Annotated in this window: 23 protein-coding genes; 12 read left to right on the top strand and 11 right to left on the bottom strand. The window is 72.3% G+C overall.

Features of this window, described 5'->3' with window-relative positions; translation table 11 throughout:
- Positions 1–23: 23 nt before the first annotated feature.
- Complete coding sequence (uvrC, locus tag AC4IJH_RS36115; protein WP_490856200.1) at positions 24–2033, bottom strand: excinuclease ABC subunit UvrC; 2010 nt, start codon at positions 2031–2033, stop codon at positions 24–26.
- A 127-nt stretch (positions 2034–2160) separates the two neighbouring features.
- On the bottom strand, positions 2161–2790 hold the full coding sequence (gene yczE, locus AC4IJH_RS36120; RefSeq protein WP_490856201.1) for a membrane protein YczE: 630 nt from the start codon (positions 2788–2790) through the stop codon (positions 2161–2163).
- A gap of 352 nt (positions 2791–3142) precedes the next feature.
- On the opposite strand from yczE, the gene AC4IJH_RS36125 reads away from it, so the two are divergent.
- Genes AC4IJH_RS36125 through AC4IJH_RS36140 form a run of 4 tightly spaced genes read left to right on the top strand, consistent with a single transcriptional unit; the run spans position 3143 to position 6763 of the window.
- Positions 3143–3823 (top strand): DUF6875 domain-containing protein, encoded by a 681-nt coding sequence (locus tag AC4IJH_RS36125; protein WP_490856202.1) that lies wholly within the window; start codon positions 3143–3145, stop codon positions 3821–3823.
- On the top strand, positions 3820–4719 hold the full coding sequence (locus tag AC4IJH_RS36130) for a tryptophan 2,3-dioxygenase (protein WP_490856203.1): 900 nt from the start codon (positions 3820–3822) through the stop codon (positions 4717–4719). Before AC4IJH_RS36125 ends, AC4IJH_RS36130 begins: the two co-directional genes overlap by 4 nt.
- A complete protein-coding gene (locus AC4IJH_RS36135) occupies positions 4716–5975 on the top strand; it encodes a kynureninase (protein WP_490856204.1) in 1260 nt (419 codons plus the stop codon). Before AC4IJH_RS36130 ends, AC4IJH_RS36135 begins: the two co-directional genes overlap by 4 nt.
- Positions 5972–6763 (top strand): SDR family NAD(P)-dependent oxidoreductase, encoded by a 792-nt coding sequence (locus tag AC4IJH_RS36140; protein ID WP_490856205.1) that lies wholly within the window; start codon positions 5972–5974, stop codon positions 6761–6763. Before AC4IJH_RS36135 ends, AC4IJH_RS36140 begins: the two co-directional genes overlap by 4 nt.
- Positions 6764–6820: 57 nt before the next feature.
- Here the strand turns inward: AC4IJH_RS36140 and AC4IJH_RS36145 are convergent, their stop codons facing one another.
- Positions 6821–7663 (bottom strand): hypothetical protein, encoded by an 843-nt coding sequence (locus AC4IJH_RS36145; protein ID WP_490856206.1) that lies wholly within the window; start codon positions 7661–7663, stop codon positions 6821–6823.
- Positions 7664–7667: 4 nt separating this feature from the next.
- Entirely contained in the window at positions 7668–8270 is a 603-nt protein-coding gene (locus AC4IJH_RS36150; protein WP_490856207.1) for a papain-like cysteine protease family protein, read from the bottom strand.
- Positions 8271–8562: 292 nt separating this feature from the next.
- On the opposite strand from AC4IJH_RS36150, the gene AC4IJH_RS36155 reads away from it, so the two are divergent.
- Entirely contained in the window at positions 8563–9525 is a 963-nt protein-coding gene (locus AC4IJH_RS36155) for a hypothetical protein (protein WP_490856208.1), read from the top strand.
- Between the two features lie 103 nt (positions 9526–9628).
- Here AC4IJH_RS36155 and AC4IJH_RS36160 read toward each other — a convergent pair whose 3' ends face one another.
- The 4 genes from AC4IJH_RS36160 to AC4IJH_RS36175 all read right to left on the bottom strand — a co-directional run bounded on the left by AC4IJH_RS36160 (position 9629) and on the right by AC4IJH_RS36175 (position 13385).
- Positions 9629–10333 carry a lysophospholipid acyltransferase family protein gene (locus AC4IJH_RS36160; protein ID WP_490856209.1) on the bottom strand — a complete coding sequence of 235 codons (705 nt, stop codon included), beginning with the start codon at positions 10331–10333 and terminating at the stop codon, positions 9629–9631.
- Between the two features lie 172 nt (positions 10334–10505).
- Complete coding sequence (locus tag AC4IJH_RS36165; protein WP_490856210.1) at positions 10506–10919, bottom strand: Rieske (2Fe-2S) protein; 414 nt, start codon at positions 10917–10919, stop codon at positions 10506–10508.
- A 16-nt stretch (positions 10920–10935) separates the two neighbouring features.
- Positions 10936–12366, bottom strand: a complete 1431-nt coding sequence (locus AC4IJH_RS36170; RefSeq protein WP_490856211.1) for a sugar porter family MFS transporter — start codon at positions 12364–12366, stop codon at positions 10936–10938.
- Positions 12363–13385 (bottom strand): zinc-dependent alcohol dehydrogenase family protein, encoded by a 1023-nt coding sequence (locus AC4IJH_RS36175; RefSeq protein ID WP_490856212.1) that lies wholly within the window; start codon positions 13383–13385, stop codon positions 12363–12365. Before AC4IJH_RS36175 ends, AC4IJH_RS36170 begins: the two co-directional genes overlap by 4 nt.
- A gap of 171 nt (positions 13386–13556) precedes the next feature.
- Here AC4IJH_RS36175 and AC4IJH_RS36180 point away from each other — a divergent pair, with 171 nt between their 5' ends.
- Both AC4IJH_RS36180 and AC4IJH_RS36185 read left to right on the top strand, forming a co-directional pair.
- A complete protein-coding gene (locus AC4IJH_RS36180; RefSeq protein WP_490856213.1) occupies positions 13557–14624 on the top strand; it encodes a LacI family DNA-binding transcriptional regulator in 1068 nt (355 codons plus the stop codon).
- A complete protein-coding gene (locus tag AC4IJH_RS36185) occupies positions 14621–15571 on the top strand; it encodes a carbohydrate kinase family protein (protein WP_490856214.1) in 951 nt (316 codons plus the stop codon). Before AC4IJH_RS36180 ends, AC4IJH_RS36185 begins: the two co-directional genes overlap by 4 nt.
- Positions 15572–15581: 10 nt before the next feature.
- Here AC4IJH_RS36185 and AC4IJH_RS36190 read toward each other — a convergent pair whose 3' ends face one another.
- Positions 15582–16259, bottom strand: a complete 678-nt coding sequence (locus AC4IJH_RS36190; RefSeq protein ID WP_490856215.1) for a response regulator — start codon at positions 16257–16259, stop codon at positions 15582–15584.
- A gap of 92 nt (positions 16260–16351) precedes the next feature.
- Here AC4IJH_RS36190 and AC4IJH_RS36195 point away from each other — a divergent pair, with 92 nt between their 5' ends.
- Both AC4IJH_RS36195 and AC4IJH_RS36200 read left to right on the top strand, forming a co-directional pair.
- Positions 16352–16702, top strand: coding sequence for a hypothetical protein (locus AC4IJH_RS36195; protein WP_490856216.1), 351 nt, complete (start codon positions 16352–16354; stop codon positions 16700–16702).
- Positions 16666–17271 carry a hypothetical protein gene (locus tag AC4IJH_RS36200; protein WP_490856217.1) on the top strand — a complete coding sequence of 202 codons (606 nt, stop codon included), beginning with the start codon at positions 16666–16668 and terminating at the stop codon, positions 17269–17271. Before AC4IJH_RS36195 ends, AC4IJH_RS36200 begins: the two co-directional genes overlap by 37 nt.
- 123 nt (positions 17272–17394) lie before the next feature.
- On the opposite strand, the gene uvrA is transcribed toward AC4IJH_RS36200, so the two are convergent.
- Positions 17395–20547 (bottom strand): excinuclease ABC subunit UvrA, encoded by a 3153-nt coding sequence (uvrA, locus tag AC4IJH_RS36205; protein ID WP_490856218.1) that lies wholly within the window; start codon positions 20545–20547, stop codon positions 17395–17397.
- Between the two features lie 166 nt (positions 20548–20713).
- On the bottom strand, positions 20714–21394 hold the full coding sequence (locus AC4IJH_RS36210) for a TetR/AcrR family transcriptional regulator (RefSeq protein ID WP_490856219.1): 681 nt from the start codon (positions 21392–21394) through the stop codon (positions 20714–20716).
- A gap of 48 nt (positions 21395–21442) precedes the next feature.
- Here AC4IJH_RS36210 and AC4IJH_RS36215 point away from each other — a divergent pair, with 48 nt between their 5' ends.
- The 3 genes from AC4IJH_RS36215 to AC4IJH_RS36225 all read left to right on the top strand — a co-directional run bounded on the left by AC4IJH_RS36215 (position 21443) and on the right by AC4IJH_RS36225 (position 24964).
- Positions 21443–23080, top strand: coding sequence for an FAD-dependent oxidoreductase (locus AC4IJH_RS36215; protein ID WP_490856220.1), 1638 nt, complete (start codon positions 21443–21445; stop codon positions 23078–23080).
- Between the two features lie 445 nt (positions 23081–23525).
- Positions 23526–24260: a maleylpyruvate isomerase family mycothiol-dependent enzyme gene (locus AC4IJH_RS36220; protein WP_490856221.1), complete on the top strand. Its 735-nt coding sequence runs from the start codon at positions 23526–23528 to the stop codon at positions 24258–24260.
- 47 nt (positions 24261–24307) lie between these two features.
- A complete protein-coding gene (locus AC4IJH_RS36225) occupies positions 24308–24964 on the top strand; it encodes an MBL fold metallo-hydrolase (RefSeq protein WP_490856222.1) in 657 nt (218 codons plus the stop codon).
- The last annotated feature ends 53 nt before the right edge of the window (positions 24965–25017 follow it).

Genomic DNA, 25017 nt, shown 5'->3' on the forward strand with positions numbered 1-25017 from the left:
GGCGACGCGGCCGGGTCGGCCGGTCATCCCTGTCCATCGTCCATGATCTCGCCCGTGGCGGTGTTCACCGCCGGGGCGGCCGGGGCCGCGGCCGCCAGGGCCGCCGCGACCGTCTCGGCGGTCTTGCGGCCCACGCCCGGCACCTGGCAGATCTCCTCGACCGTCGCGGCCCGCAGCTTCTTCAACGAACCGAAGTGCTTCAGGAGTGCCTGACGGCGGCTCTCGCCCAGTCCCTGGACGGCGTCCAGCGGGCTGGAGCGCAGCCGCTTGCCGCGCTTGTTGCGCTGGTAGGTGATGGCGAAGCGGTGGGCTTCGTCACGCACCCGCTGCAGGAGGAAGAGTCCCTCGCTGGAGCGGGGCAGCACGACGGGGTCGTCGTCATCGGGCAGCCAGACCTCTTCCAGGCGCTTGGCCAGGCCGCAGACGGCGACGTCGTCGATGCCCAGCTCCTGAAGGGCCCGCCGGGCGGCGGCCACCTGGGGCCGGCCGCCGTCGACGACCACGAGCTGGGGCGGGTAGGCGAAGCGCCTGGGCCTGCCGTCCTCGTCTGTGGGGCCGACCGGCTCGGCGGGGACCTCGCCCTGCGGGGCCTGCTGCCCGTTGGGGGTTTCCTCGGCCCACTCCCCCGACTTCTCCTTCTCCTGGAGGTAGCGCCTGAAGCGGCGCGAGACGACCTCGTGCATGGAGCGGACGTCGTCCTGCCCCTGGAAGGTCTTGATCTGGAAGCGGCGGTACTCGCTCTTGCGGGCCAGGCCGTCCTCGAAGACCACCATCGAGGCGACCACGTCGTCGCCCTGGAGGTGGGAGATGTCGAAGCACTCGATGCGCAGCGGGACGGAGTCCAGGCCCAGGGCCTCGGCGATCTCCTCCAGGGCCCGGGAGCGGGTGGTCAGGTCCGAGGCGCGCTTGGTCTTGTGCAGGGCCAGCGCCTGCTGGGCGTTGCGCTGGACCGTGGCCATCAGGTCCTTCTTGTCGCCGCGCTGCGGGATGCGCAGGGAGACGTTGGACCCGCGGCGGTCGGTGAGCCACTGCTGGATGGGTTCGAGGGGGTCGGGCAGGGCCGGGACGAGCACTTCCTTGGGGACGGCGTCGCCCTTCTCCTCGCCGTACAGCTGCTGGAGGGCGTGCTCGACCAGGCCGGCGGTGTCGACGTTCTCGACCTTGTCGGTGACCCAGCCGCGCTGGCCGCGCACCCGGCCGCCGCGGACATGGAAGATCTGCACGGCGGCCTCCAGCTCGTCCTCGGCCACCGCGATCAGGTCGGCGTCGGTGGCGTCGGCGAGCACCACGGCGCTCTTCTCCATCGCCCGCTTCAGGGCGCCTATGTCGTCGCGCAGCCGGGCCGCCTTCTCGTACTCCATCTCCTCGGCGGCCTCCTGCATGGCCTTTTCCAGGCGGCGGAGGTACGCGCCGGTGCGCCCGGCCATGAAGTCGCAGAATTCCTCGGCCAGTTCGCGGTGCTCCTCCGCCGAGACGCGGCCGACGCAGGGGGCCGAGCACTTGCCGATATAGCCGAGCAGGCAGGGGCGGCCGGTGCGGGTGGCGTTCTTGAACACCCCGGCGGAGCAGGTGCGTACGGGAAAGACGCGCAGCATCAGGTCGACGGTCTCGCGGATGGCCCAGGCGTGGCCGTACGGGCCGAAATAGCGCACGCCCTTCTTCTTGGCGCCGCGCATCACCTGGACGCGGGGGAATTCCTCGCCGAGGGTCACCGCCAGATACGGATAGCTCTTGTCGTCGCGGTACTTGACGTTGAACCGCGGGTCGAACTCCTTGATCCAGGTGTATTCGAGCTGGAGGGCCTCGACCTCGGTGCTGACGACCGTCCACTCCACCGAGGCGGCGGTGGTGACCATCGTGCGCGTCCGCGGATGGAGACCGGCCAGGTCCTGGAAGTAGTTGGCCAGGCGCTGGCGCAGGCTCTTGGCCTTGCCGACGTAGATGACCCGTCGGTGCTCGTCACGGAATTTGTAGACCCCCGGCGAGTCGGGGATCTCTCCCGGCTTGGGTCGGTAGCTGCTGGGGTCTGCCATGACCACCACCCTACTGACCACCAGTGACAATCAGCGGATCGATGGCGAACAGCGCGAGGGCGGCCGGGGGGCCGGGCGGTGACGGTTCGGGACCGGGTGCGCGTACGGGCAGGGCGGCGGCGGGACCTCACTCGGCGGGCGGGGCGGGCGGGGCAGCGAGCGCCAGGCCGCCCGGTGGCCTCGGCGGCGGGATGACCTTCTGGAAGAACTGGATGATCGGGCCGATGGCCAGGGCGTACAGGAGGGTGCCGACGCCGATCGTGCCGCCCAGCAGGAAGCCGGCGGCCAGCACGACGACCTCGATGCCGGTGCGCACCAGGCGGGTGGTGCGCCCGGTGCGCCGGCACAGGCCCGTCATCAGCCCGTCGCGCGGGCCGGGGCCGAAGCGCGCGGAGATGTAGAGGGCGGTGGCCAGGCCGTTGAGCACGATGCCGGCGGCCAGCAGCGGGATGCGTACGCCCAGGGAGCTGACCGGGGGCAGCAGACGCAGCGTGGCGTCGATGCACAGGCCGACGAGCACGACGTTGGACAGGGTGCCCAGGCCCGGGCGCTCGCGCAGCGGGATCCACAGCAGCAGGACGGCGACCGAGGCGAGGATCACGACCGTGCCGATGGAGAGCCCGGTGTGCCGGGAGATGCCCTGGTGGAAGACGTCCCAGGAGTTCAGGCCGAGGCCTGCCCGCAGTTGGAGGGCGACGCTGGCGCCGAAGAGCGCGAGCCCGGCGTAGAGGTGGACGAGACGGCGGGCGAGGATCATCGTGGGCGGTCTCCCGGGGGCTGGGGTCCGAACTCCGGTGGCTCATTGTCCCCTTGGGCCCGCGCCCGCTAGCGATCCGGACCGGCGCCGACAAGGATGAATGTCGGCCACCGGGCGGCGGCACGCGGGGACGGTGCCATGACGGCTCGTCAGAGGCCCGCCGACGCGGCGGGCGGGAGATATCAACAAGATCCGCATGCCCGGCATTTCGGGCTGACCGCCTCAAGAGGCCCCCATAGGCGATCTCTCTTTTGTCGCGGAAGGCACCTGCCTTCAGGGGCGCGGCGGAGAAAGTCTGGCCCTGCCGGGCCTCTAGGGGGGCCGGACACGGGACGGCCGGATGGGGGTCGGCGTGACATCTCGGCACCACCCACCAACAGCTGCCACATCCTCCTCACGCGAAACAGCCCGTGAGTGGATCACGGAATTCCTGGCCAAGCCGCACGAATGCATCGGCCGGAGCGGCGCGGTGTGCCCCTTCGTCGAGCCGTCGATGAAGGCGGGCACGCTCGAAATCCGGCAGTGGGACACCGCTCCGGATATCGATGTGGACGCCATGGTGACCACCGTGCGGCGGATGGCGCAGACGTTCGGCCGTATCCCGTGGGCGGGACGCAACCGCACACTGCGGGCCCTGGTGGTGGTCCTGCCCTCGCTCGGCCCCGACCGCTTCGGCGTACTGGACCGGGCGCACGCCGTGATGAAGACGGAGCTGGCCTGGCAGGGCCTGATGCTGGGCCAGTTCCACGCCGCGTGCCAGGAACGGGCCGCCCGCAACAGCGAATTCTTGGTGTCCCGCTCCCCCGTTCCCCTGCTGGCGCTGCGCCATATGGCCTTTCACGACGTGATGTTCCTGCATTCCGATCCGCAGTGGTTCGCCGCGTATCGGGAGCGGTACGGAAAGCGCTATCTCAACGGCTCCGTACCCGATCCGCTGTTCGCGAAGATCTTCGCGCAGGCGCAGCGGACCTGGGGAGAGCAAGCGGCAGCGGGCCCGAACGAAGAGAACGAAGGAGAGAAAGGGGACAAGTGAGCAGCACACCACCGGATCTGACACCCCCGGACCTCGGGGTCGGCAGCGACGTCGGGCGCGCCGCCACCACGGCGGTCACCGGCGGCGAGCCGCTCCTCGAATTCGAGGGCCGCAGCACCCCGTACATCGACTACCAGAGCATCGACGTCCTGCTGTCCCTCCAGCACCCGCGCTCCGACGCCCCTTCGGAGCTGACCTTCTACATCCTCGGGCAGGTCAAGGAGCTGCTGTTCAAGCTCGTGTACGAGGAAATGGTGCGGATCCGGGGGCTGTTGGACCAGGACCGCATCCCGGACGCGGTGTGGGCGCTGCGCCGCTCCCGGCGCGTGGTGGACCTGCTGGTCGGCTCCTGGGACGTGCTGGGCACGCTCGCGCCCACCGAGTTCAACGCCTTCCGCGACCACTTGGGACAGGCCTCGGGCTTCCAGTCGTACATGTACCGCATGGTGGAGTACGTGCTGGGCAACAAGGTGGCGGAGCTGGCCCGCCCGCACCGGCACGTGCCGCGGGTCAACGAGGCGGTGCAGGAGGCGCTGCGCTCCCCCAGCGTGTACGACGCGGCCGTGGCGCTGCTGGCCCGGCGCGGCGCGGACATCCCGGCCGGCTGTCTGCGGCGGGACTTCACGCGCCCGTACGAACCGGACGCGCACGTCGAGCGGGCCTGGGCCGAGGTCTACCGCGCCGGCGACCCCACCGACGAGGCCTTTTTGCTGGCCGAGGCGCTGATGGACGTGGCCGAGGCGATGTGCCGCTGGCGGGCGGTCCATCTGCTGACCGTCGAGCGGGTCATCGGGTTCAAGCCCGGCACCGGCGGTACGCAGGGGGTGGCGTGGCTGCGCCGGATCAGCGAGCACCGGTTCTTCCCTGAACTGTGGAGCGCGAGGGGGCTGTTGTGACGGTGACGGACCGCGGTACGGCCGGGCCGGAGGAGGCGCGGCGCAGGGACGCCGAAGACCCCCTCGCCGCGTTCGTGGACCGCTTCCACCCGGTGCCCGAGGGCGCGCTGTTCCTCAACGGCAGCTCGTTGGGCCGGCTGCCGGCGAACACCGCGGGGCTGCTGGAGGAGGTCGTGCGCGGCCAGTGGGGCGACCGGCTCGCCCAGGCCCGTACGCAGTGGCTGGACCTGCCGCAGCGGATGGGCGACCGGATGGCCGAGGTGGTGCTGGGTGCCGGGCCCGGCGAGGTGGTCGTCAGCGACTGCACCAGCGTCAATCTCTACAAGCTGGCGGTGGCGGCGCTGCGGGCGCGGCCGGGGCGGCGCACGGTCGTGATGGACGACGACAACTTCCCCACCGACCGCTATGTGATGGCCGGTGTCGCGGCGGACAGCGGCGGCGCGCTGCGCACCCTGCACACCGATGTGGACCTGGGCCTGGACATGGAGGCGCTGCGCTCCGCGCTGGACGACAGCGTCGCGGTGGTGTGTCTCTCGCTCGTCTCCCCGCGCTCCGGGGCGCTGCTGGACATGGCGGCGGTCAACGAGGCGGTGCACGCCGCGGGCGCGCTGATGCTGTGGGACCTCAGCCACGCGGTGGGCGCCGTCCCTCTCGAACTTTCCGCCACCGGGGCCGACTTCGCGGTCGGCTCGACGTACAAGCACATGCTGGCGGGCCCCGGCTCGCCCGCCCTGCTCTATGTACGCCGCGAGCTGCAGGACCGCACCACCCAGCCCGTGCAGGGCTGGTACGGGCACCGTGAGCAGCTGTCCATGCTGCCCGCCTACGACCCGGACCCGACGATACGCCGCTTCCTGACGGGCAGCCCGCCGGTGCTGTCGATCATCGCGGCCGGGGCCGGGCTCGATCTGCTGGCCGAGGCGGGCATGGACCGGGTACGGGCCAAGAGCGTGGCGCTGACCGGCTACTTCCAGCGGCTGGCCGCGGCCGAACTGGTGCCGCGCGGCTTCCGGCTGGCGGGCCCGCCCGACCCCGCGGGGCGGGGGGCGCATCTGACGTACGAGCACCGTGACGCGAGGGAGCTGGTCCCGCTGTTCGCCCAGGCACAGGTCTTCGTCGACTATTCGATCCCGGACCGGGTGCGCATCTCGCCGGTGCCGCTGTCCACCCGCTTCGCCGACTGCCACGAGGCGGTGCGGCGGATGTGCCGGGTGCTGGACGGTCGGGGCGGCGCGCCCGCGGGGCGGGACCGGTGAGCGCGCCGGGCGGGGCGGGCCGCCGGCAGCGGGTGCTGGTCACCGGGGCGTCCCGGCCCAGCGGTATCGGCGCCGCGGTGGCGGCCGCGCTCGCGGCGCGCGGCGCGGTGGTCGCGGTGCACTGCCGTACGGACACCAAGGCGGGCCGGGAGGTGGCCGAAAGGCTGCCCGGCGAGGGGCACATGACGGTCACCGGCGACCTGGCGGACCCGGGGACGGTCGCCCGGGTGGTGGGCGAGGCGGCCGAGGGGCTCGGCGGTCTGGACGTGCTGGTCAACAACTCCGGCATCTACCTGGAACACCCCATCGCCACCACTTCCTACGCGCAGTGGCAGCAGATGTGGCGCCGCCATCTGGACGTCAATCTGCTCGCCGCCGCCAACGCCTCCTGGTGCTTCGTGGACCATCTGCTGCACCGGCCCGAGGGCGCGGCGGGCGGCCGGATCGTCATGATCGGTTCGCGTGGCGGCTATCGCGGGGAGCCCGATGTGCCCGCCTACGGGGCGAGCAAGGCAGCTGTGCACGCGCTGGCCCAGTCGCTGGCGGTCTCGCTCGGCCCGCACCGTATCGCCGTCGCCGCGCTGGCGGTCGGCTTCACCCGCACCGATCTGACGGCCGAGCTGCTGGACGACCCCGAGGCCTCGCAGGCGGTGCTCGCCCAGCACCCGCTGGGCCGGGTCGCCGAGCCGTCCGAGATCGCCTCGGCGGTGGCCTGGTTCACCTCGCCGGAGGCGGAGTGGGCCACCGGCGCCGTGCTGCATCTGAACGGGGGGTCCTATCTGCACTGAGCCGCCGCGTGCCGGTGCGCCCGGCCCTGGCCGGGGGCCGGGCGCACCGGCGGCGGCTCAGCGGCGGCGCAGGCGGCGGACGGCCACCGTGCCCGACAGGCCGAGCGCCACGACGGCCGCGGCGCCCGCCACTGCGGAGGCGGCGCTCACCGGAGTGTTCTCCTGCGCCGGGGCGGCGGCCGCCACGGGCTGCTGGAGCGGCGGGTGGCCCTCGTCGGGGGCGGCGGCCCCCGGCCCGTATCCGCCCGCGGCGCCCCGCTTGTCGTACGCGGAGCCGGGCAGCTTGTCGCCGTAGGCCCGCTCGACGCGCTTCTGGTACGCGCCGACCGTGGTGCCTGCCGTGCCGATCGCGCGCTCGGCGTCCGCGTCCAGCGGCTGGATGCGCCCGCCGCGCTGCACGTACCAGGCGTCGATCTGCGGTTCGTGGAAGACGGTGCCGCCGCCCGACGTCGCCGCCTGCCGGGCGTAGCGGCTCTCGTCGTCGCCGGTGGCGATGTTGACGACCTTCCAGGCGCCGCCCTTGCGCACGGTCCACACCGAGGCCTTCTGGCCGTCGGCGGAGACCGCCTTGCTGGCGAGGTACTCCAGCCGGGAGACGGTGGCCCCGGACCTGCCCCGTACGAAGTCGGGCGACAGGACGTAGACGGGCACCGCGGCGCCCTCGATGCGCGGCTGCGCCTTGGCGGCGGCGACGGCGCCGTCGCGGGCGAAGAAGCGCGCGAGGGTCGACAGGGTGGCGGGGGCGGCGGCCGCGTCGTGGGCGGCGGCCACGCTCGCCCGCTCGGGGGCCGGCGGCGGCGCGGGGACCTGGGCGGCCTGGGCCGCCTGGGGGGCGAGGCCGACCAGGGCGGCGGCCAGCACTCCCGTGGCGACGGCGGGCACAGCGCTCGGCTTCGTCATGGCCTCAGGCTCCGATCCGGTAGAGGGAGTGGGTCCAGGAGAAGGAGTCGCCGTTGACGTAGTAGTCGAAGTCACCCCAGTTGTAGCGGCTGTTGGAGCCCCACGGGTCGCCCCAGTAGACCCAGTTCTTGGCGGTGTCCACGCCGTAGATGACGTGCATGTGGCCGCCGCCGGAGGACCACTGGATGCGGGTCTCGATGGGCCGCTTGGCGTTGATCTCGGTCTGTACGGTGCTGTAGCGCAGCCAGCCGTTGACGTAGGAGCCGCGGTTGATGCCCATCCAGCTGAAGGCGGTCTGGACGTTACCGAGGGTGGCCTGGTTGTTGGGGCAGGCGGAGCCCTGCTGGCGGTTGAAGGCGGCGTTGCAGAACTGGTTCTGGCTGTAGTTCTTGCCGAACCAGGTGGCGATGGTGTTCCCGGACGCGGCCCAGCACCAGTTCGACTTCTCCTGGGCCTGCATCGTGATGTTGAGCCGGTTCGGTGCGAGCGCGGTGTCGGGGGCGGCCGTCGCGGTGGCGGCGGGCAGGCCCGTCAGTGCCGCGGCCGTCAGCGCAGCGGCCGACAGCCGTCTGCGGCGCGAACGGCGCGCGTGTGGTGCTTCGGTCATGGCGTTCCTCCCAGACGAGGGGGTGTGGGGGACGGAGAGGAGCGCATCCGGATGCTGGTGAGGAGCATCGGGTGTTGTCGAGGGCAGGTCAACACGCTTCAATGCGGGATGACATGGGGGTGTGGACGGCAGGTCCCGGGTGTGAACGCCCCGTGCCCGGCGTACTGCGCACAACAGGCAGGGGTGGCACGCGGTGTGAAGCCCGGTTGTGAATGTTCACCGCGCGCGCCGGAGGGTGGAGGCAATGACACGGAGCACTCCCGAGACGACTGGGACCAGAGGTACGAGAGAGATGGCCGAGGAGGGGCCGGATGCCGGGAACGGACAGCCGGCCACCTCGGCCGAACTGACGCAGATCCTGCGCACCGGACCGTTCCATCTGGCGCTGCGCACCGCGCTGGCCGCCCGTGGCCTGGCCCTGCACCGGGTGCAGCACAAGCTCGCCCAGCGCGGCATCAAGGTCGGGGTGACCAGCCTGAGTTACTGGCAGCAGGGCGCCCGCCGCCCGCAGCGCCCCGAGTCCCTGCGGGCAGTGCGCGCCCTGGAGGACGTACTGGACCTGCCCGAGGGCTCGCTGCACCGGCTGCTGGTCCCCGAGGGCGGCACGGGCCCGGAGGCGGAGCGGCCCGCCGCCCGCTCCTACCGCTCGCTGGTGGACTCCTCCGACGCCCTGCAGCGGCTCCTCGCCGACCTGGAGGCCCCCTCCGACGGCGGGCTGCACACCGTCGGCCACCACGAGCGGGTCCGCATCGGGGCCGGCCGCGAGCTGCGCGGCCGCGAATCGCTCCAGGTCGTGCGCGCCCACCGGGACGGCGTGGACCGCTACATCGCCATCCACCGGGGCGACGCGGGCTGCGACCCGTCGCAGGTGGTGGTGCGGGCACTGGACAACTGCCGCCTGGGGCGGGTGCGCTGGGACGCGCGGGCCGCCGTGGTGGTCGCCGAGCTGCTCTTCGACGCCCGGCTGCGGGCCGGTGAGACCTATGTGCTCGGGTACGCCTTCGAGGACGGCAGCGGGGGCCCGAGCGCGGAGTACGTACGCGGCTTCAGCTTCGCCGGCGGCCAGTACGTCCTCCAGGTGCGCTTCGACGAGGCGGCGCTGCCGGTGCGCTGCCGCAGCTTCTCCCAGGTCTCGGCGGGCGCTCCGCAGAGCGGCCGGCAGGAGCTGACGCTCAGCGGGCACCACCGGGCGGTGCACCTGGTGGAACAGGGGGTGCGCCCGGGAATCCTGGGCATCGGGTGGGACTGGGGCTGACGCGAGGGCCCCGCGGCCCCGGACGCGAGGCGCCCGCCCCCGATGCGCCGCCTGCGGGCGCCGCCCGGAGAGGAACGTTTCTCCTCCGGCGGCGCCCGGCGGTTCAGGACGCCTGGGCGACCGGTACGCGCTCGTGCTGCTGTGCCTTGGCCTCGCTGGCGTACTGGTCGACGTACTCCTGCTCCGACAGCTTCAGGAGCGCGTACATGATCTCGTCCGTGACGGCCCGCAGCACCGCCCGGTGGTCCTCCAGCCCCTCGTACCGGGAGAAGTCCAGCGGCTCCCCGAAGCGGACCGTGATCGGCACCAGCCGGGGCAGCCGCCGCCCCGCGGGCTGGGCCTCGAACGTCCCGATCACGGCGCACGGGATGACCGGCGCGCCCGTGCGCAGCGCCATCGCCGCCACGCCCGTACGGCCCTTGTACATCCGGCCGTCGTGCGAACGCGTCCCCTCGGGGTAGATGCCCAGCAGTTCGCCGCCGCTCAGGACCCGCGTCCCGGCCTCGACCGCGGCCGCTCCCGCGCCCCGGCCCGAGCGGTCCACCGGGATGCCGCCCATGCCGTGGAAGAACGCGGCCGTCAGCCGCCCCTTGATGCCGCGCCCGGTGAAGTACTCCTTCTTGCACAGGAACGTGACCCGGCGCCTTAACAGCGCCGGCATCAGGAAGCTGTCGCAGAAGGACAGATGGTTCCCGGCGATGATCGCCGCGCCCTGTTCCGGAATGTGGCTCATCCCCTCGACCCGCGGATGGAACAGCCACCGGAACAGCGGCACCATCAACACGTTCTTGAACAGGTGATACAGCACGTCAGTGCGCCCTTTCTCCCCAGGTGATCCCCCGCGCGCAGGCACGCTAGTCACCGGCGGGAATCAAGGGGAGAGCGCCTATTGGGCCATGCCGGGGCCCTTCGGCGGGCCCCGGAACGCCGCTTCGCGGGCTCCGGGGGACGAACTTCGGCCGTATCCGGGCCGCCGCGAATCAGCCCGCGATGAGCTTGCCGCCCTGTGCCTTGACGGGCACCTCGGGCAGCGGAGCGGTGGCGGGCCCTTGCAGGACCTGGCCCGTCGTCACATCGAAGCGGCTGCCGTGGCAGGGGCAGTTGCCCTGCTGGCGCTCGACCTTGTCCAGGACGCAGCCCTGATGCGTGCACTTCGCGCCGAAGCACTTGAACTCGCCCTTGGCGGGCTGGGAGACGACCAGTCGCTGCTCGCGGTAGAGCTTGGCGCCGCCGACCGGCACCTCGGAGGCGGCCCCCAGCTCGACGGGTTCGGTGGGCGTGGCGGAGGCGTTGCTGCCGGAGTCACCGGAGGTGCAGGCGGCCGCTCCCAGCCCGGCGGCGCCCACGAGCGCGGCCCCTCGCAGCACGGTCCGGCGGGCGGGGGACTTGCTCATGTTCCTGCTCCCAAGATCAGCTGACGGCGTCGGTCCCCGACGATACCGGCACAGATCCGTCCGCTTCGGCGCGCCCCGGCCGGTGCCCCCTGCCGCGCAGCAGATCCTGCTCGATCTCCTCCAGGCTGCGGCCCTTGGTCTCCGGCAGCAGCTTTCGTACGAACACGAAGGCCAGGAAGGTCGTCACGGCGAAGAAGAGGAAGTTCACGCCCGCGCCCCAGGCGCTGAGCAGGGAGGGGAAGACCAGCGCCACGATCATGTTGAACAGCCAGTTGAAGATCACGCACAGGCCGACCGCGGCGGCGCGGATCCGCATCGGGAACAGCTCGGGCAGCATCACCCACTGCACCGGGCCCCAGGAGACGGCGAAGGAGGCGATGTAGAGCGCGATACCGAAGAGGGTGAGGGTGGAGAGCAGGGCCCCGTACCCGAGGTCGGAGAGGTTGACGACCGCCAGCAGGACCATGGCCGTGCACATGCCCAGCGCCCCGAAGAGCAGCAGCGGCTTGCGGCCCCTGCGGTCGATCAGGCGCATGGCGGGCAGCGTCATCAGCATGTTGAGCAGCCCTATGCCGACGTTGGCGAGGATGGCGCCGTTGGAGCCGAAGCCGATGTCGGTGAGCAGGGTCGGCGCGTAGTAAATGATCGTGTTGATGCCGACGAAGTTCTGGAAGAAGACCAGCAGCATGCCGACGACGAAGACGGGCTTCAGGCGCGGCGAGAGCAGGTGGCGCAGGGTCAGGGACTCGCTCTGCTCGCGCTCGGCGCGTTCGGTCCGCTCGATCTCGGCGAGTTCGTCCCCGGCGGCGGCCGCGTCGCCGCGCAGCCGGGTCAGCACCGTACGGGCCTCCTCGGCGCGGCCCTTGCCGACCAGCCAGCGCGGGCTCTCGGGCTGGGTGACGATGCCGATCGCCAGGATCGCGGCGGGCACCACACCCAGGCCGATCATCCAGCGCCAGGCCTCGGCGCCGGCGAGCAGGTAGTCGGTGACGTAGGCGAGGAAGATGCCGACGGTGACCAGGAGTTGCATCAGGGAGGTCAGCCCGCCGCGCAGGTGCTTGGGCGCCAGCTCGGTCAGATACAGCGGGACGACCACGGAGGCGATGCCGACCCCGACGCCGATGACGAAGCGGAAGGCGATCAGCGTCCAGGGGCCCAGCGCGAAGGAGGCGCCGAGGGTGCCCAGGATGAAGACGGCGGAGGCGGCGAGGATCAGTTTGCGCCGGCCCCAGGAGTCGCAGAGGCGGCCCGAGAGCCCGGCGCCGAGCATCGCGCCGACCAGGAGGCCGGAGACGACCATGCCCTCCAGGAGCGGGGTGAGGGCGATGTCCTTCTTGATGAAGAGCATGGCGCCGGAGATGACGCCGGTGTCATAGCCCCACAGGATGCCGCCGAGGGCGCCGAAGACCCAGATCAGAGCGTTCTTGGTGCGGGAGGGCCGGGTCATCGGCCGGTCCGCTGCGGCGCGATGTGGATCTTTCGTCCGGTGCCGGCGCGGAAGCGGGTGACGGCCTCGTCGAAGGCGTCGAGCGGGAGGACGTCGCTGACCAGCGCGTCAAGGTCCAGCCCCGCTGCGAGCACGTCGACGGCGGGCTGGAAGCTGTTGTGGACGGCCATCGAGCCGATGATGTCGATCTCGCTGTTGTAGACGCGGTACGGGGAGAACGTGGCCGTGCGGGCCGGGTCGGCGACGCCGAACTGGAGGAACGTACCGCCCTTGCGGACCCGGCCCAGGCCGTCCTCGATGGCGGGGACGGCGCCGGTGGCGTCGATGACGACCTCGAAGCCGGGGGCGCGGCCCAGCTTGTCGGCGTGGCCGACCGCGGCGTCCAGGCCGAAGGACTCGGCGAAGGCGAGGCGGTCCTCGTTGAGGTCCACCACCGATACGGAGGCGGCGCCCGCGGTGCGTACGAGCGCGGCCATCATCAGGCCCATCGTTCCCGCGCCGTAGATCAGGTAGTGCTCGCCGGGGCGGCGCGGCAGGCGGCTCAGGCCGTGCACGGCGCAGGACAGCGGCTCGATCAGGCCGGCCGCGGCCTCGGAGAGGGTGTCGGGCAGCAGGTGGCAGCAGCGGGCGGGGACGGCGACCCGTTCGGCGAAGCCGCCGTCCTGGGTGACGCCGACGGCGCGGTAGTCCTCGCACAGGTTGCCGCGGCCGATGCGGCAGTAATGGCAGGCGCCGCAGGGCATGTTGGGGTTCACCGCGACGCGGTCGCCCACCGCCAGGCCGCTGACGCCCATGCCCAGCTCGGCGATCTCGCCGGTCAGCTCGTGGCCGGGGATCACCGGGTAGGTCACCGGCGGCAGTTCGCCGCCGAGGATGTGCATGTCGGTGCCGCACAGTCCGCACGAGGTGACGCGGACGACGACCTCCCCGGGCTCGGGCCTGGGGTCGGGGGCTTCCACCAGGGCGGTCTTGCCGGGGCTGCCCGCCCGGGCCGGTTCGGTGACCACGACAGCGCGCATCGGCGGCTCCTCACGTCTTTGTGCGGCTTGGTGCGGCAGGTCTTCGTGCCGTTGGGTGTCGGGAAGATAGCCCGCCCGTAAACGTTTGCGCAAGCGTTTACGTCTACGCTGTGATGAGCTGTGATGGACTGAGCACCTGCGACAACGGCGGTTTCGGGGAGGACGAGGCGGATGACAACGATGGTCGACGTGGCCAAGCGGGCGGGGGTCTCCGTGGCCACGGTCTCGCATGTGCTCAACGAGACCCGGCCGGTACGCCCCGACACCCGCAAGGCCGTCCTGGACGCCATCGACGAGCTGGGCTACACCCACAACACCCTGGCCCGCTCGCTGGTCACCTCCCGTACCCGCTCCATCGGGCTCGCGGTCTCCGCCATCAGCAACCCGTACTTCACCGAGATCCTGCAGGGCGTGGAGTCCAGCGCCCTGGAAGCGGGCTACAGCCTGCTGATCGCCGATCCGCACGACGACCCGGAGCACGAGCGCAAGGTGGTCCAACTGCTGCACGAGCGGCGGGTGGACGGCATGATCGTCGCGCCGTCCGCACAGCCGGCGGGGATGGTGGAGTACCTGACGCGGCGCGCGGTGCCGGCCGTCTTCCTGGACCGCCTCGTCGGTGACGCGCACGACCAGGTGTGCGCCGAGAACGCCGGGCCGGTGCGCCAACTGGTGGAACACCTGGCCGACTTGGGGCACACCCGGATCGGCCTAGTGGCCGGGCTCCCCGGGCTGAGCACCACCACCGAGCGGGTGCGGGGCTACCGAGAGGGACTGCGGGCCCGCTCGCTGCCGTTCGCGCCGGAGCTGCTGGCGGGCGGCAACTCCGAGGCGGAGGGGGCGGCCGAGGCCACCCGCCATCTGCTCGCCGCGCCCGAGCCGCCCACCGCGCTGATCACCGCCAACAACGCCATGACGATCGGTACCCTGCGCGCGCTGCGCGCGATGGGACTCACGGTGCCCCGCGACATCGCGCTGGCCTGCTTCGACGACTTCTCCTGGGCCGATCTCTTCGAGCCCCGGCTGAGCGCGATCGCCCAGCCCAGCCGGGAGATAGGTGCGGCGGCGGTCCGGCTGCTGCTGGACCGGCTGGCCGAGCCGGAGCGGGCGCCGCGGACGCTGCGGCTGCCCTGCGCCTTCGTGCACCGGACCTCGTGCGGGTGCGCGGAGCCGGGGCGTACCCAGGACCCCACCGAAGCCCCCATCGCGGGCCCCCTTACGGAAAGGAAGCGCACCACGTGATCGTCGTCGCCGGCGAGGCCCTGATCGACCTCGTGCCCAGACCTCAGGGCCCCTCCCCGGCAGGGGAGTTGCCCGCCCTGCTGCCACGGCGCGGCGGCGGCCCGTACAACACCGCGCTCGCGCTGGCCCGGCTCGGCTCGCCGACCGCCTTCTGCTCACGGATCTCCACGGACACCTTCGGCCACTCGCTGCTCGACGGGCTGCGGACGGCGGGCGTGGACACCTCGCTGGTGCAGCGCGGCGCCGAGCCGACCACCCTGGCGCTCGCGGACATCAGCCCGGACGGCTCGGCGGGGTACGGCTTCTACGTCGAGGGCACCGCCGACCGCCTGTTCACCCTGCCGCCGGCGCTGCCCGAGGGAGTGCGCGCCCTGTCGCTGGGCACCTGCTCGCTGGTGCTGGAGCCGGGCGCGAGCGCGTACGAGGCGCTGCTGCGGCGGGAGGCGGAGCGCGGGGTGTTCACCGCGCTGGACCCCAACGTACGGGCCGGGCTGATCGCCGACCCCGACGCCTACCGCACCCGCTTCCGGGGCTGGCTGCCGCATGTCGCGCTGCTGAAGCTGTCGGAGGAGGACGCGCGGTGGCTGGCCGGTACGGACACCGCCGACGGCGTGGCGGCGGCGGCCAAGGAGTGGCTGACGGCTGGTCCGGCGGCCGTGGTGCTCACCCGGGGCGGCGACGGGCTGACCGTACTGACGCCGGGCGGCGGGGAGTTGACGGTACCGGGCGCGCCGGTGGCGGTCGTCGACACGATCGGCGCGGGCGACACGGTCAACGCCGCGCTGCTGCACCGTCTGGACGCCCACGACGCCCTGTCCCCCGCCGCACTCACCGCGCTGGGCCGGGACGACTGGCGCGACATCCTCGGCTTCGCGGCCCGCGCCGCCGCCGTCACCTGCTCGCGGGCGGGCGCGGAGCCTCCGTACGCGGCGGAGCTGGGCCTGTAGGGCGTTGCCCTTACGGGCGGGGCGGGATCAGCCCCGTCTCCCAGGCCCAGGCGGCGATCGCCACACGGTCGCGGACCTTCAACTTGCCCTGGATGTTGGCGATATGGGTCTTGGCCGTGCCCGCCGAGATGAACAGTTCGGCGCCGATCTCGGCGTTGGTGAAGCCGCGGGCGACCAGGCGGACGATGTCGCGCTCGCGGTCGGTGAGCGCGGCGGGCGCCTCCTCGGCGAGGGACCCGGGCTGCTGCGGCGCGGCGAGCTGCCGCAGCAGCCGTACGGTGATCTGGGGGCTGATCAACGCGTCTCCGGCCATCGCCGCCCGTACCCCCTCGATCAGCAGGGCCGGTCCCGAGCGCTTGAGCAGGAAGCCGCAGGCGCCGTTGCGCAGCGCCGTGTGCACATAGTCGTCCAGGTCGAAGGCGGTGACGACCACGACCCGGGCGGGCGCCGCGGCCTCGGGACCGGTCAGCAGGCGGGTGAGTTCCAGGCCGTCCAGGCGCGGCATGCGGATGTCGGCCAGCACCACGTCGGGCCTGAGGTGCCGGGCGAGTTCGAGCGCGGTGGCGCCGTCGGCGGCCTCGCCGACGACCGTCATGTCCGGCTGCGAGTCCAGGATGAGGCGGAAGCCGCTGCGGATGTCGTCCTGGTCGTCGGCCAGGAGGATACGGGTGGGGGCGCTGCCGGTCATGGGGTCTGCTCCAGGAGTGGGGCGGTCGCGGCCGTCCGGCCGTCCGTCCCCCGGCCACCGCCGCCCGGCGCCACGGCGACCAGCGGACCGCCATGCCCAGCAGCGCCAGCAACGCGGCCGACTCGGCGAACTTCAGCCACGGACGCAGCTCCGTGGTGGGCGGGAAGGCGCAGGCCGCCGCCAGCGAGAGGGCCGCGATCAGCGCGAGCGGGCGGGCCAGGCGGCAGCGTGAGCGCGGCAGGCACAGCAGCGCCCACAGCAGCAGCCCTGCGGCCGCGATGGCCGGGGCGATGCCCGGAGCGCTCGCGCCGTCGCCGATGCCCACGGCCGCGATCGCCGCCGCGCACAGCAGCGCGACCGCTCCGGCCACCGCCCGGTCGCGGCGGGCCGCGCCCCTCCCCGCCCGTTGTCCACCGTTCATCGTCTCCCCCTCGCCCTGCTGACAGACCTGCGCGCCGCCTTCGATGACGTCCACGGCAGACCAGCGGCCCCGACCGCGGCACCGTCCGTTCCCCGGGCGGTCCGGTGGGCCGCGCACGCCGCCGCGCTCACGCTTGTGCCCTCGGGGCTGTGGCGGTGCGCGATCGCGCTCGGTGTGCCCTCCGGCTTCGCCCCCGGCTACCCGCTGCATGCGAGCAACTTCCCCGGCTGGACCTCGTTCTACCTGTTCGCGCTGAGCCTGGCGGCGGAGGGGCTGGGGCTGCTGACGCTGGGGCTCATCAGCGGCTGGGGCGAGCGGGTGCCGCGCTGGGTGCCCTGGCTGGGCGGGCGGAACATCCCCGTGTTCGCCGCGGTGATACCGGCCGGGCTCGGCGCGGTGGCGGTCATCTGCATCACCTTCCCGGCCGCGTTCGGCGGGTGGAGCGCGCAGTTGGCGGACCCCGATTCCCCTTCGGGCGCCGCGGCCGTGGTGATGACGGTGTGTTACGCGCCCCTGCTGGCCTGGGGGCCGCTGCTGGCCGTGGTCACGGTGGCGTACTGGCTGCGGCGGCGGGGCACGCACCGCGGCTGAGCCGCCCGTACGGGGGGGCGGCGGGTGCGGACAGACCGACGGCCCGTGGTGGAGAACCTGGATTCTCCACCACGGGCCGTCGTCATGACCCGGGCCGGCGCAGTGACCCGGGCCAAGCCCTGGTTACTTCGCCGAACCGCCCTTGGCCCGCGCCGACTTCGCCTTCGCCGTCGGCGCCGTCTTCTTCGCCGTCGGCGCCGTCTTCTTCGCCGCGGCCGTCTTCTTGGCGGCTGCCGTCCCGGCCGGGGCGGCCGTCCGCGCGGAGACCGTCTTCTTGGCCGTGGCGCTGCGCGCCGCGACGGTCTTCTTCGCCGCCGTCTTCTTGGCGGCGGAGGGCCCGGACGCCGCAGCCGCCTTCTTGGCCGTCTTCTTGGCCGCGGCCTTGGTGGTCTTCTTCGCCGCGCGGCCGCTCGCCGGCAGGCCCGCGTCGCTCACCCGGTCGCCCAGGATGTCGCGCAGGAACTTGCCGGTGTGGCTGGCCGGGACCGCCGCGACCTGCTCGGGCGTGCCCTCGGCGATGACCAGACCGCCGCCGCTGCCGCCCTCCGGGCCCATGTCCACGACCCAGTCGGCGGTCTTGATGACATCGAGGTTGTGCTCGATGACGATCACGGAGTTGCCCTTGTCGACCAGGCCGGAGAGCACCTTGATCAGCTTGCTGATGTCCTCGAAGTGCAGACCGGTGGTCGGCTCGTCCAGGACGTAGACCGTACGGCCCGTGGAGCGCTTCTGCAGCTCGGAGGCGAGCTTGACGCGCTGGGCCTCGCCGCCCGACAGCGTCGGCGCGGGCTGGCCGAGACGGACGTAGCCCAGGCCGACCTCGTTGAGCGTCTTGAGGTGGCGGGCGATGGTGGGCACCGCCTCGAAGAAGCCGTGCGCCTCCTCGATGGGCATGTCCAGCACCTCGGCGATGGACTTGCCCTTGTAGTGGACCTCCAGCGTCTCGCGGTTGTAGCGCGCGCCGTGGCAGACCTCGCACGGCACGTACACATCCGGCAGGAAGTTCATCTCGATCTTGATGGTGCCGTCGCCGGAGCAGTTCTCGCAGCGGCCGCCCTTGACGTTGAAGGAGAAGCGGCCGGGCAGATAGCCGCGGACCTTGGCCTCCATCGTCTCCGCGAACAGCTTGCGGATGTTGTCGAAGACACCGGTGTACGTGGCCGGGTTGGAGCGCGGGGTGCGGCCGATGGGCGACTGGTCGACATGCACGACCTTGTCGACGAGGTCGTCGCCGACCACCCGGGTGTGCCGCCCCGGCACCGACTTGGCGCCGTTGAGCTCGCGCGCCAGGTGGGTGTAGAGGATGTCGTTGACCAGCGTCGACTTGCCGGATCCGGAGACGCCGGTGACGGCCGTGAGGACGCCGAGGGGGAAGGAGACGTCGATGTCGCGGAGGTTGTTCTCCTTCGCGCCGTGGACCGTCAACTGCCGCTTGGGGTCGGCGGGCCGGCGGATGTCCGGCGTCGGGATGGACTTCTTGCCCACCAGGTACTGGCCGGTCATCGAGTCCTTGTTGGCCAGCAGCTGCTTCAACGGGCCGCTGTGCACGACCTTGCCGCCGTGCTCGCCGGCACCCGGGCCGATGTCCACGACCCAGTCGGCGACCTTGATGGTGTCCTCGTCGTGCTCGACGACGATCAGGGTGTTGCCCATGTCGCGCAGCCGCACCAGCGTCTCGATGAGGCGGTGGTTGTCGCGCTGGTGCAGGCCGATGGAGGGCTCGTCCAGGACGTAGAGGACGCCGACCAGGCCGGAGCCGATCTGGGTGGCCAGGCGGATGCGCTGGGCCTCGCCGCCGGAGAGGGTGCCGGCCGCGCGGTTGAGCGAGAGGTAGTCCAGGCCGACGTCGACCAGGAACTTCAGCCGCTCGTTGACCTCCTTCAGGACCCGCTCGGCGATCTTCTTGTCGCGGGCGTTGAGCCGCATCTCGCCCAGGAAGTCGGCGCAGTCGCTGATCGACATGGCCGAGACCTCGGCGATGGAACGGCCCTCGACGGTGACGGCGAGCACGATGGGCTTGAGGCGGGTGCCCTCACAGGTGGGGCAGGGGACCTCGCGCATATAGCCCTCGAAGCGCTCCCGGCCCGAGTCGCTCTCCGCCTCGCTGTGCCGCCGCTTGACGAACGGCACGGCGCCTTCGAAGGCCGTGGTGTAGGAGCGCTCGCGGCCGTAGCGGTTGCGGTAGCGCACATCGATCTGCGTCTTGTGGCCGTTGAGCAGGGCCTTCTTGGCGCGCTGCGGCAGACCGGCCCACGGCATGTCCGTACGGAATCCCAGGGCGTCGGCGAGCGCGCCGACCAGGCGGCCGAAGTACTCCTTGGTGTGGCCGTGGGACCAGGGGTGGATGGCGCCCTCGTCCAGCGACTTGTCCTCGTCGGGGACGATCAGGTCCGGGTCGACCTCCATGCGCGTACCGATGCCGGTGCAGTCGGGGCAGGCGCCGAAGGGCGAGTTGAAGGAGAAGGAGCGCGGCTCCAGCTCCTCGAAGGAGAGGTCGTCGTAGGGGCAGTACAGGTGCTCCGAGTACATCCGCTCGCGCTGCGGGTCGTCCTCGTCCAGGTCGACGAAGTCGAGGATGACCATGCCGCCGGACAGGCCCAGGGCCGTCTCCACGGAGTCGGTCAGGCGGCGCTTGGCGCCGTCCTTGACCGTGAGGCGGTCGATGACCACCTCGATGGTGTGCTTCTCCTGCTTCTTCAGCTTGGGCGGCTCGGCGAGCTGGACGGTCTGCCCGTCCACCCGCGCGCGGCTGTAGCCCTTGGTCTGCAGGTCGGCGAAGAGGTCGACGAACTCGCCCTTGCGTTCGCGCACCAGCGGCGAGAGCACCTGGAAGCGGCTGCCCTCGGGAAGCTCCAGCACCTTGTCGACGATGGCCTGCGGCGACTGCCGGGCGATGGGCCTGCGGCACTCGGGGCAGTGCGGCTTGCCGATGCGGGCGAACAGCAGCCGGAGGTAGTCGTAGACCTCGGTGATCGTGCCGACCGTCGAGCGCGGGTTGCGCGAGGTCGACTTCTGGTCGATGGAGACCGCGGGGGACAGGCCCTCGATGAAGTCCACATCGGGCTTGTCCATCTGCCCGAGGAACTGCCGGGCGTAGGAGGAGAGCGACTCGACGTAGCGCCGCTGCCCCTCGGCGAAGATCGTGTCGAAGGCGAGCGAGGACTTGCCCGAACCGGAGAGGCCCGTGAAGACGATGAGGGAGTCGCGGGGGAGGTCGAGCGAGACGTTCTTCAGGTTGTGCTCGCGAGCGCCACGCACGATGAGACGGTCGGCCACGCCGGTCGGCACCTTTCTTGAGAGGGGCGGGATGCGAGGCACCCCCGCCCCAGGGTATGGGGGGCGCCGCAACGATGTCTTTCTGATGCCGTTCACGAGCTTATAGCACGCGCATTCGATTTACGGCAGCGGCAAGCCCCATTCACCCAAACGTGTGGCGCGGCCGTCAGCTTCCCTGCGGCAGCGCCCGCTCCAGCGCATCGAAGGCCCCGCGCAGCCGCTCCCGCTGCTCAACGGCGACATCCTCGACCCGGTCACCGGCCAGCTGCCGGGCCACCGCGTCGGCGTACACCGCACGGCAGGCGGCGACGATCAGCGCGGCGGCGAACCGGTGGCGGTACGCCGCGCCTCCTTCGCCCCCGGCCCCTGCCCCCTCGCCCGCCGCCTCAGCGAACAGACCGGCCAGCACGCCCTCCAGCTCCTCGACCGCCTCGTGCCCCCGGGCCCGCAGCGCCGGCGACTCCCGCACGACCTGCCAGAAACGGCCGTACCCCTCCCCCACGCCCCCCAGCGGGTGCCGCCGCTCCACCATGCCCAGCAGCAGCCGGCGCAGCGCGGCCAGCGGCGGCTCGCCCTCGGCGCGCTCGCGCACGGCGGTGACGATCAGCTCGCGGGCCTCCGGGATCCGGTCCAGGAAGAGGTCCTCCTTGCGTGGGAAGTAGTTGAAGACCGTCATCGTGGAGACCTCGGCGGCCCGCGCGACCTCGGCGACGGTGACGTCCTCGAAGCCGCGCTGGAGAAACAGCCGGGTGGCCTCGCCGGAGATGCGCTGCCGGGTCTGCATCTTCTTGCGCTGGCGCAGCGTGAGGCCGTCGCCCGCCCCCGCGCCCTTCCTGTCTTCGCTCATGACCAATATTTTAGCTGCAACATTTTTTTAGTGACTATAGTGAACGGCATGAGCGCGAACACGGACATGGGCATACGCACGGACAGAGCAGCGGACACGGACTACGACGTGGTGGTGGCGGGCGGCGGCCCGGTGGGCCTGACGCTGGCCTGCGAACTCACGCTGGGCGGCGCCTCGGTACTCGTACTGGAGCGGCTGACCGAGGTGGACACGACGATCAAGGCGGGGGCCGTCAACACCCCCACCGCCGAGGCCTTCTACCGGCGCGGCCTGCTGCCGCAGCTGGCGGAGTCGCAGCGGCGCGGGTTGGAACGGTTCGCCTCCTTCCTCGCGCAGCGGGAGGCCGCGGCCGCCCCCACGGTGCGGCAGCCGCCGAAGTTCGCCGGGCACTTCGCGGGGATCATGCTGCGCGGCGACCTGCTGGACGCCGACGACCCCGACTTCCACCGCGCGGGCCCCGCCGGTGACGTCGGCCTCGTACCGCAGGCGGACCTGGAGCACATCCTCGCCCTGTGGGCCGGTGAACTCGGTGTCGAGGTGCGCCGGGGCGCGGAGCTGACGGGCTTCGAGGCGGAGCGGGACGCGGTGACGGTGCACACCCAGGACACCTCCCTGCGCGCCTCCTGGCTGGTGGGCTGCGACGGCGGCCGCAGTACGGTGCGCCGCCTGGGCGGCTTCGACTTCCCCGGCACGGGCCCGGAGATCACCGGCCATCAGGCGCTGGTGGAGATGGAGGGCGCCGAGCTGCTGGGCGCCGGCTGGAACTCCACGCCGACCGGCATCTACGCCCACGGGCCGATGCCCGGACGCATCCTCACCGTGGAGTTCGACGGACCGCCCGCCGACCGCCGGGCGCCCGTCACCGCCGAGGACCTCCAGCGCAGCCTGCGCCACGTCTCCGGCGTGGACGTCACGGTCACCAAGGTGCACACCGCCACCCGCTTCACCGACAACGCGCGCCAGGCGTCGGACTACCGCCGCGGGCGCGTCCTGCTGGCCGGCGACGCCGCCCATGTGCACTCGCCCTTCGGCGGCCAGGGCCTCAACCTCGGGATCGGCGACGCGATGAACCTCGGCTGGAAGCTCGCCGCGACCGTACGCGGCCGGGCGCCCGAGGGGCTGCTGGACACCTACACCGCCGAGCGGCACCCCATCGGCGCCTGGGTGCTTCAGTGGACGCGGGCCCAAGTGGCACTGATGCGGCCGGAGTCGCACGCGCGGGCGCTGCGCTCGGTGGTCGGCGAGCTGGCGGGGACCATGGCCGGCACGACGTACTTCGCCAAGAAGATCTCCGGCGTCCGGCAGCACTACGACCTCCCCGGCGGCCACCCGCTGACCGGCCGCAGCGCCCCCGACCTCGAACTCGCCGACGGCACCCGGCTCGCCGGCCACCTCCACGACGGGACCGCGCTGCTGCTCGACCTCGCCGACGACGCCGAACTGCGCAAGCGCGCTGCCGGTTACGACGGCCGGGTGCGCGTTGTGACGGCGGCCTGTCCCGGGCGGCCGGAGCTGACCGGCGTGCTGGTCCGCCCGGACGGCATCGTGGCCTGGGCCGCCGACTCCCCCGACCCGTACGGCACTTCGGGCACGGACGGCGAAAGCACCGGCGGGACCGGCGCACTCGCCGCGCTGGAGGATGCCCTGCGCCTGTGGTTCGGCAGCCCTGGAGGATCGGCCGATTGATGTGCTTGCGCTCGGTGAGCCGGAACCGGTGAGCGGCTTCGGGCTAGGGCGTACGGCGCCCGGCGGCGAGTTCCAGGCGTTCGGGCACGGTGACGGACACGGGGGCTTTCCTGCGCTCCCCGTTGCCGGTGCGGTCGCAGAAGCAAGGGGCTCCGCGATGCCCGCAATCCGGTCAGAGCAGGCAGTATCCCCCGGTCCGTCGCCTGAGTCGGCCCATCCAGCGCGCTGCCGCGATGAGTTCATTGCCGAAGCGAACGCCTCGGCAGCGCGCGGTGCGGGCGAGTGCGCGGGCGCCGGGAGCGTACGGGCCGGGCCGGCCGGGCCAGTTGGCGCGGCACCGGAAGACCGCGGTGCGGGGGCAGGGGCGCGCCGATTCGGCCAGGGAGTCGTCCTGATTGGTGCGGGCCGGGTCCCGAAGTCGCCCCGGCGGCGCTAGTTTCGGACCATGACCGACAACGCGTATGACTTCGCGCACGACGCGGCAGCCGTCCGCGAAGCCACCGACCGCCTGCTCGTCGCGGTCGGCAAGCTGGACGACGACGCCATCGGCGAGCCCTCCCTCCTCCCCGACTGGACCCGCGGCCACATCCTGGCCCACCTCGCGCGCAATGCCGACGCGCTGGTCAACCTGCTCACCTGGGCACGCACCGGCGTCCCCGCCGCCATGTACGAGAGCGCCGCCTCCCGCGACGCCGACATCGAACGGGACGCGGACCGCTCGCTGGCCGCACACCTGGACGACCTGCGCGCCAGCGCGGCCCGCTTCAACGAGGCGGCCGACGCGCTGCCGCCCGAGCGCTGGTCGTACGAGGTGGAGATGCGCAACGGCGTGATCGAACGGGCCGCCCGGCTGCCCTTCCGGCGGCTGGCCGAATTGGAACTGCACCACATCGACCTGGGCGTGGGCTACGGCGTCGACCAGCTCCCGGCCTTCTTCGTCGACACCGACCTGGAGTTCATGGCGACGGTGAAGCTCGCGGGGCGCGACCAGGTGCCCCCGCTGGAGCTGCGGACGCACGACGGACGGAGCTGGCGCACGGGCCGCACCAGCGCCGGAGAGGGCACGCCGCTGGTGGTGACCGGCTCCCCCGCCGCCCTCGTCGGCTGGCTGACCGGCCGCACCAAGGGCGCGGGCCTGGACACGCAAGGTGCCGCCCTTCCCCCGCTGCCGCCGCTGTGAGGCGCCCGGTCAGGGTGGCTCCACGGCAGTGCCTCTAGGGTGGGTTCATGACCTACACCGGAGCAGTGAAGGTCGGCGGCCCGGCCGATGTGCACGAGCTGACCGACGTGATGATCTCGAAGGTCGCCGTCGGCCCGACGGACAACAACGCCTATCTGCTGCGCTGCCGGGCGACCGACGAGCAGTTGCTGATCGACGCCGCCGCCGAGCCGCACACCCTGCTGAACCTGATCGGTGACGGCGGCGTCGCGTCCGTCGTCACCACGCATCAGCACGGCGACCACTGGGGCGCGCTGCGTGAGGTCGTGGATGCCACCGGGGCCCGTACGTACGCGGGCCGTTACGACGCCGAGGGCATTCCCGTACCCACGGACGTGCTGGTCGAGGACGGTGACACCATCACCGTCGGTCAGGTCCGGCTCACCGCCCGCCACCTGGTCGGCCACACCCCGGGCAGCATCGCGCTGGTCTACGACGACCCGCACGGCCACCCCCATCTGTTCACCGGCGACTGCCTCTTCCCGGGCGGCGTCGGCAACACCTGGGGCGACGCGGAGAGCTTTGCCAGCCTCATCGACGGCGTGCAGACCAAGCTCTTCGACCGGCTGCCGGACGAGACCTGGGTCTACCCCGGCCACGGCGCGGACACCACGCTCGGTGCGCAGCGCCCGCACCTGGCGGAGTGGCGCGAGCGCGGCTGGTAGCCCGCACCTACCGACGGCGCGGCGCCGCGACAGACCGGAGGAACCGGCTGTCG

Source organism: Streptomyces sp. UF-297, assembly GCF_058245575.1.

What these genes read in the sequence shown, in the direction of transcription:
- uvrC (WP_490856200.1), bottom strand. Translation starts at nt 2,033, where the DNA reads ATGGCAGACCCCAGCAGCTACCGACCCAAGCCGGGAGAGATCCCCGAC.
- yczE (WP_490856201.1), bottom strand. Translation starts at nt 2,790, where the DNA reads ATGATCCTCGCCCGCCGTCTCGTCCACCTCTACGCCGGGCTCGCGCTC.
- AC4IJH_RS36145 (WP_490856206.1), bottom strand. Translation starts at nt 7,663, where the DNA reads ATGACGAAGCCGAGCGCTGTGCCCGCCGTCGCCACGGGAGTGCTGGCC.
- AC4IJH_RS36150 (WP_490856207.1), bottom strand. Translation starts at nt 8,270, where the DNA reads ATGACCGAAGCACCACACGCGCGCCGTTCGCGCCGCAGACGGCTGTCG.
- AC4IJH_RS36155 (WP_490856208.1), top strand. Translation starts at nt 8,563, where the DNA reads ATGGCCGAGGAGGGGCCGGATGCCGGGAACGGACAGCCGGCCACCTCG.
- AC4IJH_RS36165 (WP_490856210.1), bottom strand. Translation starts at nt 10,919, where the DNA reads ATGAGCAAGTCCCCCGCCCGCCGGACCGTGCTGCGAGGGGCCGCGCTC.
- AC4IJH_RS36170 (WP_490856211.1), bottom strand. Translation starts at nt 12,366, where the DNA reads ATGACCCGGCCCTCCCGCACCAAGAACGCTCTGATCTGGGTCTTCGGC.
- AC4IJH_RS36175 (WP_490856212.1), bottom strand. Translation starts at nt 13,385, where the DNA reads ATGCGCGCTGTCGTGGTCACCGAACCGGCCCGGGCGGGCAGCCCCGGC.
- AC4IJH_RS36180 (WP_490856213.1), top strand. Translation starts at nt 13,557, where the DNA reads ATGACAACGATGGTCGACGTGGCCAAGCGGGCGGGGGTCTCCGTGGCC.
- AC4IJH_RS36190 (WP_490856215.1), bottom strand. Translation starts at nt 16,259, where the DNA reads ATGACCGGCAGCGCCCCCACCCGTATCCTCCTGGCCGACGACCAGGAC.
- AC4IJH_RS36195 (WP_490856216.1), top strand. Translation starts at nt 16,352, where the DNA reads ATGCCCAGCAGCGCCAGCAACGCGGCCGACTCGGCGAACTTCAGCCAC.
- AC4IJH_RS36210 (WP_490856219.1), bottom strand. Translation starts at nt 21,394, where the DNA reads ATGAGCGAAGACAGGAAGGGCGCGGGGGCGGGCGACGGCCTCACGCTG.
- AC4IJH_RS36215 (WP_490856220.1), top strand. Translation starts at nt 21,443, where the DNA reads ATGAGCGCGAACACGGACATGGGCATACGCACGGACAGAGCAGCGGAC.
- AC4IJH_RS36220 (WP_490856221.1), top strand. Translation starts at nt 23,526, where the DNA reads ATGACCGACAACGCGTATGACTTCGCGCACGACGCGGCAGCCGTCCGC.
- AC4IJH_RS36225 (WP_490856222.1), top strand. Translation starts at nt 24,308, where the DNA reads ATGACCTACACCGGAGCAGTGAAGGTCGGCGGCCCGGCCGATGTGCAC.